Annotated in this window: 13 protein-coding genes, 2 tRNA genes and 1 pseudogene; 5 read left to right on the forward strand and 11 right to left on the reverse strand. The window is 34.2% G+C overall.

The genetic code is table 11. The annotated features are described in order from the left end of the window. Positions 1-155: integrase core domain-containing protein (locus BQ5209_RS07070; protein WP_141674060.1), on the forward strand; the 155-nt coding region annotated here is incomplete at its 5' end. 99 nt (positions 156-254) lie between these two features. Here the strand turns inward: BQ5209_RS07070 and kdgK are convergent. Continuing rightward, positions 255-1,190, reverse strand: coding sequence for a 2-dehydro-3-deoxygluconokinase (gene kdgK, locus BQ5209_RS07075; RefSeq protein WP_085247843.1), 936 nt, complete (start codon positions 1,188-1,190; stop codon positions 255-257). 14 nt (positions 1,191-1,204) lie between these two features. After that, on the reverse strand, positions 1,205-1,684 hold the full coding sequence (locus tag BQ5209_RS07080) for a NanQ anomerase/TabA/YiaL family protein (protein WP_085247844.1): 480 nt from the start codon (positions 1,682-1,684) through the stop codon (positions 1,205-1,207). A gap of 224 nt (positions 1,685-1,908) precedes the next feature. Here BQ5209_RS07080 and BQ5209_RS11020 point away from each other — a divergent pair. Next, a pseudogene (locus BQ5209_RS11020) lies at positions 1,909-2,624 on the forward strand (glycosyltransferase family 25 protein). Between the two features lie 314 nt (positions 2,625-2,938). Here the strand turns inward: BQ5209_RS11020 and BQ5209_RS07095 are convergent. Next, complete coding sequence (locus BQ5209_RS07095; protein ID WP_085247846.1) at positions 2,939-3,271, reverse strand: DMT family transporter; 333 nt, start codon at positions 3,269-3,271, stop codon at positions 2,939-2,941. A 195-nt stretch (positions 3,272-3,466) separates the two neighbouring features. After that, positions 3,467-3,542, reverse strand: a tRNA-Lys gene (locus BQ5209_RS07100). A gap of 302 nt (positions 3,543-3,844) precedes the next feature. Here BQ5209_RS07100 and BQ5209_RS07105 point away from each other — a divergent pair. Continuing rightward, on the forward strand, positions 3,845-4,516 hold the full coding sequence (locus BQ5209_RS07105; protein ID WP_085247847.1) for an OmpW family outer membrane protein: 672 nt from the start codon (positions 3,845-3,847) through the stop codon (positions 4,514-4,516). A 52-nt stretch (positions 4,517-4,568) separates the two neighbouring features. On the opposite strand, the gene BQ5209_RS07110 is transcribed toward BQ5209_RS07105, so the two are convergent. From BQ5209_RS07110 to recQ, 7 genes are all read right to left on the reverse strand, one after another. Continuing rightward, entirely contained in the window at positions 4,569-7,427 is a 2,859-nt protein-coding gene (locus BQ5209_RS07110) for a valine--tRNA ligase (RefSeq protein WP_085247848.1), read from the reverse strand. Between the two features lie 198 nt (positions 7,428-7,625). Next, a complete protein-coding gene (gene panC / locus BQ5209_RS07115) occupies positions 7,626-8,474 on the reverse strand; it encodes a pantoate--beta-alanine ligase (protein ID WP_085247849.1) in 849 nt (282 codons plus the stop codon). A gap of 11 nt (positions 8,475-8,485) precedes the next feature. Beyond that, complete coding sequence (panB, locus tag BQ5209_RS07120; RefSeq protein WP_085247850.1) at positions 8,486-9,328, reverse strand: 3-methyl-2-oxobutanoate hydroxymethyltransferase; 843 nt, start codon at positions 9,326-9,328, stop codon at positions 8,486-8,488. After that, positions 9,325-10,167 (reverse strand): Rossmann-like and DUF2520 domain-containing protein, encoded by an 843-nt coding sequence (locus BQ5209_RS07125; protein ID WP_085247851.1) that lies wholly within the window; start codon positions 10,165-10,167, stop codon positions 9,325-9,327. The genes panB and BQ5209_RS07125 overlap by 4 nt, the downstream gene beginning before the upstream one ends. Before the next feature lie 224 nt (positions 10,168-10,391). Then, the gene (locus BQ5209_RS07130) at positions 10,392-11,576 is read right to left on the reverse strand and encodes a M20 family metallopeptidase (protein ID WP_085247852.1); all 1,185 of its coding nucleotides are present in this window, start codon (positions 11,574-11,576) and stop codon (positions 10,392-10,394) included. 172 nt (positions 11,577-11,748) lie between these two features. After that, positions 11,749-12,975, reverse strand: a complete 1,227-nt coding sequence (locus tag BQ5209_RS07135) for a hypothetical protein (RefSeq protein WP_085247901.1) — start codon at positions 12,973-12,975, stop codon at positions 11,749-11,751. A gap of 104 nt (positions 12,976-13,079) precedes the next feature. After that, positions 13,080-14,918 (reverse strand): DNA helicase RecQ, encoded by a 1,839-nt coding sequence (gene recQ, locus BQ5209_RS07140; RefSeq protein WP_085247853.1) that lies wholly within the window; start codon positions 14,916-14,918, stop codon positions 13,080-13,082. 282 nt (positions 14,919-15,200) lie between these two features. On the opposite strand from recQ, the gene BQ5209_RS07145 reads away from it, so the two are divergent. Both BQ5209_RS07145 and BQ5209_RS07150 read left to right on the forward strand, forming a co-directional pair. Then, positions 15,201-15,277 (forward strand) — tRNA-Val (locus BQ5209_RS07145). Positions 15,278-15,966: 689 nt separating this feature from the next. Beyond that, positions 15,967-16,341, forward strand: coding sequence for a DUF5362 family protein (locus tag BQ5209_RS07150; RefSeq protein ID WP_085247854.1), 375 nt, complete (start codon positions 15,967-15,969; stop codon positions 16,339-16,341). The last annotated feature ends 102 nt before the right edge of the window (positions 16,342-16,443 follow it).

A 16,443-nucleotide genomic window follows, 5' to 3' on the forward strand; every position in this document is an offset into this window, starting at 1 on the left:
GTACTGAAGTACTCGATTTATATCTTTTTAACAACTTAGCACAAGCAAGGAGAATAACCGAAGAATGGTTAACGATTTATAACACCGAAAGACCGCATGAGGCATTAAATAACATGACACCGATTGAGTATAAAACACTAAAACAAGCAGCATGATTTTCTACGTGAGTTGTGTACTAAGTTTGGGATATTTACATATTAGTTTTTAAAATAGAATAAAAAAACGGTCATTAATAACCGTTTTTTAGATTTAAATTAATCAGCTAATTTAGGCGTCACTTCCAGAGGAATAATTGCACCGCGATGTTGTATAACAGCACCAGCGACTGAGTGACCTTGTAATGCTGACTCTAAAGGATTACATCCTGTTAAACGTGCAGCTAGATAACCAGCACTAAATGAATCACCTGCAGCAGTAGTATCAATCACTTTATATTTTGGTATCCTATTTGCTGGTACCTCAAAATATCCTTCATCGGAATCAATGATACAACTATTACCACCGCGTTTAATCACTATTTCGTTAATACCAAAGTTTTTAGTACGTTCAATCACCTGTTTACAAGATAATTGACCCCATAACAGATTTTCATCATCTAAAGTTAAAAATGCAATATCGGTGTATGATAAAATATGCGAATAAACTTTTCTGGCTTTCTCAAGGCTACTCCATAAATTTGGACGAAAGTTATTATCAAAAATAATTTTACCACCATTTATTTTAACTCGTTTTAACAACTCCAATAACTTTTGAATGCTGTGAGCATCTAAAATAGCAATACTGACACCACTTAAATAAATATAATCGTACTGAGCAATTGTTTGTGTGATATTATCTGTTTGCGGGGTCTTTAGCCAATATTTAGCTGCGGAGTCATTACGCCAATAATAGAATGAACGTTCACCATTTTCATTGGTCACAATAGAATAAATGCCTGGCATTTTATCCGGCATTTTTTGCACTAGATCTATTTTAATATTCTCTTTTCTCCAGCGTAGTAACATCTCTTGGCTGAAAGGGTCAACACCAAGCCCCGTAACATAATGAATAGAAAAATCTTTATTTTTTAATAAACGAGATAAATAAACTGAAGTATTAAGTGTATCTCCTCCAAAGCTAAGATTTGTTGAATCTTGTTGAATCGACAATTCAATCATACATTCGCCAATAATAGCAATTTGTGTCGTCATAGTTTTACCTGCCCTTATTTTAAATATAAATAATTAAATGCAATTTTTACCACAACTTTGCGAACCGCCACAATTTCATCATCAATTGCACAAAGCGGTTTATGTACTTCGTGGGGTAAAAATACAATAAAATCGTTCGGATGTAAAACTAATATGGTCTCTTCTTTTGGAGTTTTTATAAAAGCAATGTCGTTTTCTTCTAATTTATCGTCTAATACTTCTGTATATGGAGGTAACGTGCAAATAGCCATCCCTTCATGACCTTCTAAAACAATTTGCACATCAATATATTTTTCATGATATTCCGGATTAGCTTCGTGAATATGACGCGATGTACTATCTGATAATATGAAAAACATATTATCGCCATCAATATCATAGCGTCCTATAGGTGTATTAATATTAACGTTGTCTTTAATATATTCAATAGATTGTTTTATTTTGGAAGGTAAATAAGGAACTAACCTTAAATGATTAATATTACCTAAAATCATACTAAAAGATCCTTAAAATATTGATGAAAATAAATACCGACAATTAAATTACTCACAACTAACATACACAATGATAATCTAATTTAATTGATAAAGAGTATATACTTAAGTAATCTGTTTTTGTAGATCATTTGTTAATAAGTCTTTATTAGTATGTTACAATTTGAAGATCATTATAAAAAAGGTAAACAAATGAAGATTTTTATAATAAATTTAGAAAAAGAATCAAAAAAAGAGAACACATCAAAAAAGAATGCGAGAAATTAAAACTAGACTTTGAAATTTACAATGCCATTGATGGCAATAATTTATCTGATTCATTTATTCAAAATACAGTCTACGATTATCCAAATAATCTTTTAACAAAGGGTGAAATAGGCTGCGCACTCAGTCACTTAAAATATACAAAAAAATTATTCAAAACAATTTACCTTATGCCTTAATTCTCGAAGACGATGCCGTATTAGATAGAAAATTATCTGATTTCTTAAATAGCTTTAAAGCTAAAAATACTAAAAAAGGTATTTTTTTATTAACTGCCGATTTTCACTATCTTGTTAACAAAAAATTTAACTTAGATAGTTTTGAGGTTTTTGAAGTAACAAGAGCTGTTAGAGCCAATGGATATATCATCACTCATGATACCGCAAAAAAGTTAATTAAATTTTTATTTCCTATTCGCTATGAAGCTGATATGTTCAGAATAATGAAATTATGTACTGGTATCAAAATATATGCAACATTACCCAGCCTTATAACAACTAATGATAAAAATCTATTAAATTCATCAATACATACTGATAGAGCACCACTCATCGAGCAACGTTCTGAGTATAGAAAAAAGCTATTTAAAAAAGATAAGAAAAAAAGAATGATAGCATTATGGTTCAGAAAACTATTTATCAATAGATTAGAGAAAACTAAATATTATATAGACTAATAATCTTATCAATAAATTTAGTCAAAATTACAACACACTTTCAAATAAGATAACTACTGCCTACTCTCAGTTGCCACTATAACAACTACTAACAAGGGGGGAGTGTTGTCTTATAGCTCGGTAATTATGAGCTATAAGACAACCACAAAAAATAAACTCAATAATCTACTCATGATTTTTTGATAGATAAAAGAGTAAATTAGAATATTTCTTTTATATTTTGGATAAGGAAATATTGCACTGTAAGGTATAAAAGCCAATAACTCTTCTGGATAGAGCCTATAAATTAACCATCTAACTTTGTTAATTATTGTTCAATGCCCTGCTACTTTCGAGAACAAATTAATAATCACCACGCCAAACATGATAAACCCCATGCCGATTAGCGCAGCTAGATCCAATGTTTGTTTTAAAAAGATCCATGCAATTAAACTTATTAACACAATTCCGATTCCAGACCAGATAGCATATGCAATACCTACAGGAATGGTTTTTAATGCTAATGAAAGGAGATAAAACGAAGAACTATAGCCAATAATAGTGATGATTGAGAAAATAAGATTGGTAAAACCATTTGATAGTTTTAATGACGATGTTGCTATCACTTCACAAATAATAGCAAAAAATAGTAATAAATATGAGTTCATCTTAATGCCTATAATCGTTAAATTAAAAAAGCTAATTTTCTAAAATTAACGCTGAAACCTTAGATTCATCAACTTTAATTAACTGCATAAACGTTAATAGATAAAGCCAATATTTTCGTTGCCCTATTTCTAAATCATTAAGTATGAATCAAAGGTAAAATAGATAGCTATTAACGCTTGAAAAGGAAGATATTATGGTGGGTTGTGAGGGGATCGAACCCGCGACCAATTGATTAAGAGTCAACTGCTCTACCGACTGAGCTAACAACCCACCGAAATATTCAACTCTATTTTATATAGATTTAAGCAATAATGCAAATTACCAATCTTATTTTATTTAATAAAATTTTGAGATAAAACAAAAAAATTAAATTTAATGTGCTAAAATCATTTTGGTTATATAAATTATACTAATTGAGTTTAATTTATGAACGGTTAACGCTAAGTTAAATATAACCAGTAAAATTCAATATTACTATATTATTAATATAATTCTATGTATTACTGTAGTTAGTTTTTCAACATAATGAAATGTTATATCATGATATTATAAATAGATTGGGAGGAAAAAAAATGAAAATATCGTCAATTGCTATGCTTATCTCAATGGGATTAGCCAGCTCTGTAGCTTATGCACATAATGCAGATGAAATTATTGTTCGTGGTGGGCCAGTTTATGTTCACCCTCAAGATAAAAGTGATCATGTTAAAGTTGGCGGAGCCAAAAGTGATCTAAAAGCAAAAGCCGATAACGATACTCAACTTGGGTTAAATTTCCAATATATGGTGACGGATAATATTGGTGTCGAACTGTTAGCTGCAACACCTTTTAGCCACCAGGTTAAACTAGGTGGAGGCAATTCAACAGGGCTTGCTGGTGCTCATTTAGGTAAAATTAAACATCTACCACCAACATTAAGTGCTGTTTGGTATCCACTTGATTCACAATATGAGTTACAACCCTATGTTGGAATGGGTATCAACTATACCTTCTTTTTTGACGAAAAACTTAGTGGCGAAGCCAAAAAAGCGGGATTTCATGGTTTAGATCTCGATAGTTCTTGGGGCTGGGCTGCACAAGTCGGTGCTGATTATACTTTAAATGATAATTGGCTTTTGAATGCTCAAATACGTTATATCGATATTGAAACTAAAGCGACTACCCATTTAGGCAATACTAAAGTTACCGCTAATTATAAGCTTGATCCATGGGTTGCAATGATTGGTGTGGGTTATAAATTTTAAATGAGCAAATATAAAAAAACCTCTCAAACGAGAGGTTTTTTTATTACAAAGATTAAAGATTTTTTATAGCGACATACTGCTCTTGCAGTTTTGCTTTATCATCAATATAACCTTGTTGTTTTTCTTTTTCTTTAGCAACTACTGCTGCTGGTGCTTTATCGACAAAGCTGGCATTAGATAGTTTATTTTCAATACGAGAAATTTCGCCATTGATGCGTTCAATTTCTTTTTCTAGACGCGCAAGTTCGTTTTCTTTATTGATTAATCCTGCCATTGGGATTAGTAACTCGGCGCCATCAACCAGTTTGGTGACCGACAATGGTCCTGTTTCACCATCATCAAGCAAAACAATTTCAGACAATCTGGCTAATGATTCAATAAAATTGATGTTATCAGCGATGATTCGATGCACCGTTGGTGAGCCTTTTCGAATTAATAACTGCAATGGTTTGCTTGGCGCAATATTCATTTCAGCACGAATGTTTCGTACGGCAATCACGACATCTTTTATCCAATTAATATCGGCTACTGCTTGATCATTTGAATGCTGTTCATCAAAAGCAGGCATTGGCTGTAACATAATGGTGTCAGCGCTTATATTCATTAAGCCTTTTACATTTTGCCAAATTGCTTCGGTTATAAATGGAATAATTGGGTGTGCAAGGCGTAATAGAGCTTCTAATACCGTAATTAACGTATGGCGAGCTGCGCGTTGCTGTGATAGTTCGCCATTGGCTAAAATGGATTTGGTTAGCTCTAAATACCAATCACAGAATTGATTCCATGTAAACTCATATAAAATATTAGCAGCTAAATCAAAACGATAAGTATCAAATGCTTCTCGGTAAGCTTTAATAGTTTGATTAAATTCGGCTAAAATCCATTTATCTGCTAAAGAATAATCTAAATCCCCACCTTTAAAGCCACAATCATGCCCTTCTGTATTCATCAACACATAACGGCTAGCATTCCAAAGTTTATTACAGAAATTACGATAACCTTCTAAACGTTTTAAATCCCAATTAATATCACGCCCTGTTGAGGCTAATGCTGCTAAAGTAAAGCGTAGCGCATCAGTCCCGTGCGATTCAATACCATTAGGGAACTGTTTTTGAGTACGTTTAGCAATTTTTTCAGCTAATTGAGGCTGCATCATATTGCCAGTACGTTTTTCTAATAAAGCTGACAATGATATACCGTCAATCATATCTAAAGGATCGATAACGTTTCCTTTAGATTTAGACATTTTCTGTCCTTCTTCATCACGAATTAAACCTGTGACATACACCGTTTTAAAAGGAACTTGTGGTTTACCATGTTCATCTTTAATAAAGTGCATGGTCATCATGATCATTCTAGCTACCCAGAAGAAAATAATATCAAAACCAGTTACCAGCACATTAGTTGGATGGAATGTGGCTAAATCATCAGTATTATTCGGCCAACCTAACGTTGAAAATGTCCAAAGTGCAGATGAAAACCAAGTATCAAGCACATCGTCATCTTGTTTCAGTTCAATATCATTGGCAAGGTTATTTTCGCGTCGCACTTCAGCTTCATCACGGCCAACATAAACATTACCTTGTTTATCGTACCAAGCTGGAATACGATGTCCCCACCATAATTGACGTGAAATGCACCAATCTTGAATATCATTCATCCAAGAAAAATACATATTTTCATACTGTTTTGGTACAAATTGGATATCACCATTTTTTACTGCATCAATAGCAGGCTCGGCAAGCACTTTTGCACGCACATACCATTGATCGGTTAACATAGGTTCAATCACAACACCACCACGATCACCATATGGAACGGTCAGATCATGCGGTTCGATTTTTTCTAAAATACCCAATGATTCGCATTCTGCAACAACGGCTTTACGCGCTGCAAAACGTTCTAGGTTCTGGAATTGAGCCGGAATGGTTGGTTCGTAAGCCGCACTTAATTCACCATTAGTATCAAATACTTCAGCTTGCTGACGAATATCCCCATCAAACGTTAAAATGTTGATCATCGGTAATTGATGACGTCGCCCAACTTCATAGTCATTAAAATCATGCGCAGGAGTAATTTTTACGCACCCTGTACCTTTGCTCATATCAGCATGTTCATCACCCACAATAGGAATACGGCGATTAACAAATGGCAATATGACAAATTGTCCAATCAGATCTTTATAGCGAGGATCTTCAGGATTCACCGCAACCCCTGTATCCCCAAATAAGGTTTCAGGACGAGTGGTTGCCACCACTAAATAATCTTTGCCGTCGGCTGTTTTAGCACCATCAGCTAACGGATAACGTAAATGCCACATTGAACCTTTAACTTCGCGGTTTTCAACTTCAAGATCCGAGATCGCAGTACGTAATTTAGGATCCCAATTAACTAAACGTTTACCACGATAGATAAGATTTTCTTGATATAATCGAACAAATACTTCTTTTACCGCATTTGATAGACCTTCATCCATGGTGAAACGTTCACGATCCCAATCAACTGAATCCCCTAAGCGACGCATTTGCTTAGTAATGCTACCGCCTGATTCGGCTTTCCATTGCCAAATTTTGTCAATAAAAGCATCACGCCCGTAATCATGGCGTGTTTTATTTTCTTCTGCCGCAATTTTACGTTCAACCACCATTTGCGTTGCAATACCAGCGTGATCGGTTCCTGATTGCCAAAGGGTATTATTACCTTGCATGCGATGATAACGAATCAAAGCATCCATAATGGTTTGCTGAAAAGCATGCCCCATATGTAAACTACCTGTCACATTAGGTGGTGGAATGGCAATACAATAACTTGGTTGTGATTTATCACCACTGGGTTTAAAGTAACCGCTTTGTTCCCAATGCTTATAAATAGGTTGTTCAATTTCTTGTGGGTTATAAGTCGTGTTTTTCATAATTAATGCATCAATCCTGATTTAAGGCATAAAATGGTTGCTATTCTACAGTAAAATAGCCAAACAATAAATTAGCAGAACAATAAACTCATTGATTTAATCGAATTGTAAAAATTTTTATAATACGATGAATAGCACAAAAAACCGCCTTATATTAAGTGTTTTTTTGATATCTATCACTGTAAATATAATTTGTAATTAGTGGTGTTGATAAATAAAATTATCAATTAATCGTGTTTTACCAATATAAACCGCTAGTGCACATAAACTATCTTGCTCAAGCCTATCAACCGATGTTAATGATGCTAGATCGACAAATTCAATATAGTCAATCTTGGCTAAAGGTTGATTGACAATAAGATTATGCATAGCTTTTGTTATAACAGTTACCGACTTTTCTCCCTGTTTTATCATTGCATTAGCGCATTCAATTGCTTGATAAAGGCACACGGCGGCGGATCGTTCACATTCCGACAAATAACTATTACGTGAACTTTTAGCTAGTCCATCTGCTTCACGCACAATAGGGCAACCAATAATTTCAATGTCGAAATTCAGATCACTGACCATACGTTTAATTACCGCTAGCTGCTGTGCATCTTTCTGTCCAAAATAGGCACGATCAGGTTGTGTGATATTGAATAATTTTGTAACAACCGTGCAAACACCTTTGAAATGCCCAGGACGCCTCTTTCCACATAAAGCATCTGTTAAACCATTAACATCAACATAGCTGTTAAAATTAGCATCATACATTTCACTGGCAGTTGGACAAAAAATCAAATCCACCCCCATCTTCTCACAAGCGATTTTATCCCGCTCTAAATCACGTGGATAACTAGCAAGATCTTCTGAAGGACCAAATTGTATAGGATTAACAAAGATCGTCACAATGACTTTTTGATTATCTTTTTTGGCCGCTGTCATTAAGCTCTGATGGCCTTCATGCAGATAGCCCATGGTTGGAACAAGACCAATACTATAGCCAGCTTGCCGCCAAGCTTTAACTTGCTCTCGTACTTGTCCAATTGTCGTTACAACATTCATTTAGTTATCCCTTATGATTGAAACTCAGATTTAAGTTTGCTCATTACCTCACTATCAATCGCAAATTCATGGATCGATGCTGGAAATTGTTGCTGTTTTACCTCTTGGCAATAATCAGTAAACGCTTGTTTCATATGATGACCAATTGGGGCAAAAGATTTGACAAATTTTGATGCAACACCATCATACATAGACAGCATGTCTTGATAAACAAGCACCTGACCATCACAATTTACACCTGCGCCAATACCAATAATTGGAATACTCACTAATTGTGAGATCAATTTTGCTAAATCAGCAGGTACACATTCAAGTACAATCGCAATCGCACCCGCTTGTTCAACCGCTAATGCATCAAGAACAATGTTTTTAGCATCTTGATAATCTTTACCTTGCACTTTGTATCCCCCCAATGCAAGAACAGATTGGGGCATGAGTCCAATATGCGCAACAACCGGAATGGAGGCTTGTGTAATCATTTTAATATGTTCACTAAATGCTTGCCCTCCTTCAAGTTTAACCGCTTGAGCTTGACCTTCTTTAATTAGGCGACCGGCATTGAAAACTGCATCATACACAGATGTTTGATAAGACATAAAAGGTAAATCAGTGACAACAAATGCCGACTTAGCGGCTCTTGCAACTGCTTTGGAGTGGTGGATCATATCTTCCATAGTAACCGATACGGTGCTATCGTAACCTAACATCACCATACCTAAAGAATCCCCCACTAATAAACAATCTACACCACTTTCATCCATTAATTTGGCTGTAGTGTAATCATAAGCAGTTAGCATGGTAATTTTTTGTCGGTTTTGTTTACGTTCTTTTAAAGTGGCAATCGTATTTTTCAAGGTAACAGCTCCAGTTCTAATTGTCGATAGTCCTTGTTTGGATGCTTTGTTCGACTAATATTAAGTAAAATAGCAGATAATTGCTGATAAATAGGTTTTAATTCAGAGGGCATAGCCATTATATGTTGTTTGATAACTTCAATATCACCACGTTCTACAGGTCCAGTTAAAGCATTAATCACCCCAACTTTACATATATTTTTAGCATTTCCTAAAAATAATGGATGCCACGCTTGTTCACTAAACTCAGTATCTAACCCACATTGGTCAAGTAAATCAACACCAATTTGTACCAATGCAATAACTTGATTACTCAACATAACACAAGCCGCATGATAAAGTGGCTTTTTATTCGCAGGTAAAATGGCTAAAGGATTTTTTAGTGAAACAAAAAAGTTTTTTAATTGAGGGATAATACTTTTATTTGCCTCAAGCGTAAAAGAAACACCTGACATAGCGGTATAGCATTCAAATCTATCATAAATGGCATATAAAGGATGCAATGAAAACGCAAATGGATGAACAATTTTATATTGGCTAAATATATGTGACGTCAACAGCCCACTGCAATGACCGATCCATTTATTGGCAATAGGTAATTGGCAAAGTTCTTGCCAAACAGTGGCTATTTGGCTATCTGATACAGTAACCAATAAACAATCACAATCATTAACTAAATCAGCTAACGATGCATAAGCTTGACTATGAGTAAAATCACTTGCCTCTTTTGCATGTTCATAAGATCGGCTATAAAACCCAGCAATCGGCATTCCACATAAAGAAAAATACTTAGCTAAGGTGCAACCTACTTTACCCGCACCAATAAAACCAATAATCATTACAATCGTAAATTATTTGATAATGATCGCATTATAGCTTAATCAAGTTGATATTCAATTAAATTAGATACGGTTAATTTATAAAATAAAATTGACTAAGAAATATAACATCTAATAATTATGAGGTTATAATAATAACCAGCAACATATTCTGTAACTTCTAGATAAAAAACATAAAAAAGAAACCAACCATCAATCTAATTGATTTAATGGTTGGATTTTTATTAAGAGTTGTTTTGGTTCAAATATGCCCAAGCATATTGAGCATACAGTTCAGCACCCAGTGCCATACCATCTTCATCGACATTAAAACACCCATGATGATGAGGCCATTTGGTATCTTTATCAAGATTACCTGAACCGACTAATGCAAATGCACCAGGAATGTTTTGAGTATAATAACTAAAATCTTCCCCCCCTGTTGTTGGCGGCTCAAAATAAAGTGCATCTTCACCAAATGATTCAACTATGACTTTTTGGGCAAGCAGAGCACTTTCGTTATCATTGATGACCGGTAAAGTACCATAAACGTACTCAACTTCAGCCGTTGCACGGTACATTGCTGCAACTTGGTTGGCATAACGACGGATCGCTGCCTCAATTTTGTCTCGCACATCGACACTAAAACAGCGCACAGTACCTTCCAAAACTGCATTTTCAGCAATTACATTAAAACGAGTCCCCACATCCATTCGTCCAATGGTGACAACCGCTGGTTCAAGAGGTGATACTTCACGAGAGACAATCGACTGTACATTCATAACAAATGCTGAAGCAACCATTACTGCATCAACCGTGTCATGAGGCATAGAACCATGTCCACCTTTACCCTTAAAGCGAACTGTTAACAAATCAGCCGATGCGAAACTCGAACCAACCACACAAGATACTTTACCGACAGGCATTTGTGACCAAATATGCATACCAAAAGCACTATCAACACAGTCTAACACACCTTGTTCAATCATACCTTTAGCACCTTGAGCAATCTCTTCTGCTGGTTGAAAAACAAGCCTTACATTACCTTGTAATTGATCTCGAATTGCCCAAAGTACTTTTGCTGCAGTTAATAACATCGAAGCATGAGTATCATGACCACATGCATGCATTTTACCATCAATAGTTGATTTATAATCGATATTTTGGTTTAACTCCTGTACTGGTAAAGCATCAATATCGGCTCTAAGCAAGATCCTTTTACCTAGTTTTGAGCCTTCAATATCAACAATGATCCCTGTTGGCTCTGTACGGCGATATGGAATACCTATTTTATCCAATTCAATAGCAATTTTATCTGTTGTTCTAAACTCTTCCCATGGTAATTCAGGATATCGATGCAAATCGCGGCGAAAAGCTATCATTTCATTTATATTTTGCTGAATTAATATTTTTATATTCTGATTGATCATTTTACTACCCTTAAAATTTCAATTCATTTAGGCACGTTTTATGAATTAATATGAATCGGATTAGTGGTTATCAAATGAAATGAACTCACTTAAGCAATCGGTCTAACTTTTCAAAAAACCGTTATGACTAAGACAAATACAATACCTAAATAAATATAAATTCCATCAACAATTAATGCGTTAATGGCCCTACAATCATATTAATCATTATACCGGCTAAAAATACTGAAACAATGGTCACTGAAATAAATCCACCGATTAGCATTGAAGCTAACATATGACTTATAAGTACCTCTCTTTCTTTTGGATTATTAGTTAAACTATTAATCACTTCATTAGTAATAATATAGTCCGCCGGAAATCCATACAGTGCCGTGAGTGCAATCGAAAATGCCATTTCTTTACTCACTTTCAATAACCTACCAACGATTATTGAAAAAATACACATTCCAACAACAGCAGCTAAAATAAAGACAACCAGTGGCATAATAAGGCGAACAAGCATTTCTGGCGTAGCTCTACTTAGAGTATCAAAAACAAATAACATCAGTCCCATTACAGTTAAACCAAATCCCCCTGCTTTTTTTAATGGATGACGTTCCAAAAAACCAAATGAAGAAGCAATAACCCCAAATAATAAGCAAAGTACAAATGAATTTATAGTTACAATAGGTTTTGAAATTTCTGATACGAAATAAGCCAATAAACCAACTATAGCAATACGTAAAAAGATAAAATAAGATGAATTATATTGCGCAGGAATTTTTTCAAATAGCCTAGGCATCGGGGTTTCATCTGATAAAACAGCATGTTGTATATCTAATTGCGATTTTTGAACAGTATCAACATTCCATCTGCCTTCATGATATTCTTTAAGAACCCTTCGTCCTTCACGTTTAAGCATAATTGAGGTAAGAGGGTAGCCTACAAAGCCTTGCATTACATATATTATGATAGCAAAAACAGCCAAATCGGGTAATCCAGCTTCGCTTGCACCATTTGCCATAATAATAGCTGAAACAATACCACCAACCAAAGGAGGAATGGCTACAATGATAGTATTAAAATCAAAAAATAGATAACCGACAAAAAAGGCAACAGTGATAATACCAACAATACCTGCAAGCGAAATTAAAATTGTTTTCCATTGACGTAGCAGTTCTTTTACCGATAGCAACGTTCCCATATTAACAATCAATAAATACATGAACATAACGGCAACGACAGAAGGAATACCTGCTCTTGCAACAATATCAGAAGGAAAGAATGTCCAGTAACCAACTAAAAAAAGGACTGCGCAAACAAAAACAGAAGGGATCCATGCTTTAGTACGTGTTGAAACAATATCACCAAGATAAAGAATTATCAGTAACAGCACTAACGCAAGCATTTGTGGCATATTGCTCATTGTTGACATAAAAATTTCCATTTTCGCCGATTGATTACCAATAAAAAATCAATCTGTTCTAAAAATAGCCATTATATGTAATTTGTATAAAATTGTTATATATTTTTTATCATAAATTCATTTATTTCATCTAAGAACAAGTTACCATATTTTTCCAATTTGATTTTACCAACGCCAGTAATGTTAATTAGCTGCTTTTTACTTTCAGGTTTAGTTTGAACCATCTCAAGTAAAGTTGCATCACTGAACACAACATATGGGGGAATATCCTCTGTGTCAGCAATGTTTTTGCGCAATCGCTTGAGATTATTGAATAAAATACGTTCTTCATAAGATAAAATAGTGGTTAAATTAATTGCTCTAGCATATCGATTTATGCGGCTTTTTTTGACAATTTCTAAACGAGGTTTTGCCAATGATAATGAAATTTCACCCCTAAGAATTAAGCGCGCTTTTTGCGTCAATTGAAGGGTTGTAAGAGTTGTGAAGGTTGATATATTTTGACTTAAATAACCCAAATAAACCAGTTGTCTAATAACACTGAGCCAATAATCTGACGAATGTTGCTTACCTATTCCATATACCGACAATTTATCATGACCATTTTCTTTAATCTGAGAACGCCCTGACCCACGTAATACATCAACAATATATTGAGCTCCATAACATTGTTCCACACGATAAACACAGGATAAAACTTTTTGCGCATCGATTAAACCATTATAAAGCTCTGGAGGATACAAACAAACATCGCAGTTATTACATGGTTCTGTTCGATCTTCTCCAAAATAATTAAGCAATACGATGCGTCGACAAGTCAAACTTTGAGCAAAAGTTTCCATCGCATTAATCTTTTGCAGCTCTACATCTTTATGTCGGTCATTTCTTTTTTCAATAACTTGTCGTTGGTACCAATTAAGATCTTTGCTATTAAATAATAGTATAGCTTCGGCAGGTACGCCATCTCGCCCCGCTCGACCTGTTTCTTGATAATAAGCTTCAATCGTTCGCGGACAGTCAGCATGAACAACAAAACGCACATTGGGTTTATTAATCCCCATCCCAAATGCAACGGTCGCTACAATAATTTGTACATTATCTTTTAAAAAATCTTCCTGCGCTTGTTGTCGTTCGTTATTAGTCAACCCTGCATGATAAGCCTTAACAGAAAACCCTCGCCTAGCAAGTCTAGTGGTCATATCTTCGACTCTTGAACGACTTGAACAATAAATTATTCCACTATTACCTTTTTGCGTTTCAATAAACGAGACAATCTGCTCAGTTTGATTAAATTTTTCAACAACCGTGTAACGAATATTAGGCCTATCAAAACTTCTTACTATTACTAATGGATCGACCAAATTTAGTTGATGAATAATATCTAACTGCGTCATTTTATCTGCAGTGGCTGTCAACGCAACAATTGGTACTTTAGGAAAGCGAGCCGAAAGTTGACCTAATTGTCGATAATCAGGCCTAAAATCATGCCCCCACTGTGAAATACAATGTGCCTCGTCAATCGCAATTAATGAAGGAGGATATTCATCAATCAATGTAGAAAAAGAGTATACCGCTAATCTTTCAGGAGAGATATATAATAGCTTTATCGAATGATTCAAATATTGTTTGACAACTTTTTGTTGTTCTGCAGATGATTGTGAGGCATTAAGATAGGCTGCTGCAATACCATTAGCTAATAGCTGATCAACCTGATCTTTCATTAAAGAAATCAAAGGAGAAACAACTATTGCTGTACCCGGTAATAAAACTGCGGGAATTTGATAACATAAAGATTTACCTCCCCCTGTTGGAATAATTGTTAAAGTATCACGTCCATCGATAATAGATTCAATAATCTCTCTTTGTTGATTTCTAAATGACTTGTAACCAAAAACGTTTTGCAAAACATCTTCAATCTGATCTTTTATCGACATACAAACCTAAACATATAGAGCCTAAAATGAAGCAGCGAGTATAGCTAAATTAGTTCAAACAAACCACCACCAATTGACATAAATTTATAGTTCATTCCAAAAATAAAAAATTCTTAAAAAACTTGCATTGAGCTATTATGATAGAATTTTTTTTAAAATCGAAAGCAATTTATGTTTAGTTTTCAACCAATTTTGTGCGACAGCTTAAAAAAACAGCTGTTTTTTTATTTTTTTACTTGATACAAAACGATTTGCCAGCTAATATTTGCGTGTTTCAAATATACGCCCGTAGCTCAGTTGGTTAGAGCATCACCTTGACATGGTGGGGGTCAGTGGTTCGAGTCCACCCGGGCGTACCATTCTAAAGCATTACTCGATAAGCCTTTGCGGAAATTTTATTTTCCTATCTTAATCCACTTTGGGGCAAAACTGGGGTAAAGTAGACAATGCTTGTTAGATAAAAGGTTATTGTTTATCTCGCAAACTTATTCAATTCTTCATAATCAAATGAATAAACTCAATATAAATGCTAACCAATCCATTATAGTATATTACGGCTTAATGTAATTTATAATTGTGTAAGCAAGCGTTCGTATTTAAACAATTTATTACCTGTTCTATTTGAGAATAAACTAAAGTTGTGATTTAAGCAAACTGCCTCATAAAAATGCAGATAGTTCATCTCTTATTTTATGTTATTTGGTTCATTTGTATCTTCTACATTTCGCACAATTTGATATACTAATTTTAAATTTTCAATTTAAATATCGTTTTATTTTAAAATATAAAAATAAATTTAATGGTTTTCTAATATTATAATTTTTGTTGGAATATTTGTGTTTGTATCAGCATTATACGGGCTCCTATAAGCTCCTTGAAACGCCAAAAATCTTTTAAACAAAAGCCTATCTATCCTATCAAGCATAGGGCAATAGAAAACGATTAAGTATAGATTTTATGAGCAAAAAAATCTCGACAATTAATTAAAAATTGCTATTCTAGCTATCGATTTTTGATTATACAATAAGTAAAAATATAGGAAATAAAAATGAAAAATGATGATATAAATACCATTTCGTTACAAGTAACCGATTTACTGCAAAAGTGCCTGCGTTTTATCGGTATTATGCAACAAATTTTCGGTGTATTAGTAATAATTTGTGGAGCAATCGCTTGTTTAGGTATCATTTCCGCTATTATTGGCGTACCAGTTATCATTGGTGGTATAAAACTTTTCCAATCAGGTAGCTCATTTGCTCTAACCGCAAAATTAAAACATAGCGATGATCTTTTAAATGCGATTAATGACCTTCATGGGTATTGGATTTTTATGCTAATTACTTTCATATTATCTGTAGCCATGTTTATCACAATGTTATTTCTTTTTGCGACACTAGTATCTTCAGCAATATACGGTTATTAGACTCTAGTCGCTTTTTAGAAAAAATTTATTTTTATTAAGAAATAATTTAAAAATTTAAAAGATTCAAACCTCGTTATGTTATTTAGCGAGGTTTATATTTTA

Origin of the sequence: Gilliamella mensalis, from assembly GCF_900103085.1 — a bacterium.
Taxonomy (GTDB): domain Bacteria; phylum Pseudomonadota; class Gammaproteobacteria; order Enterobacterales; family Orbaceae; genus Gilliamella; species Gilliamella mensalis.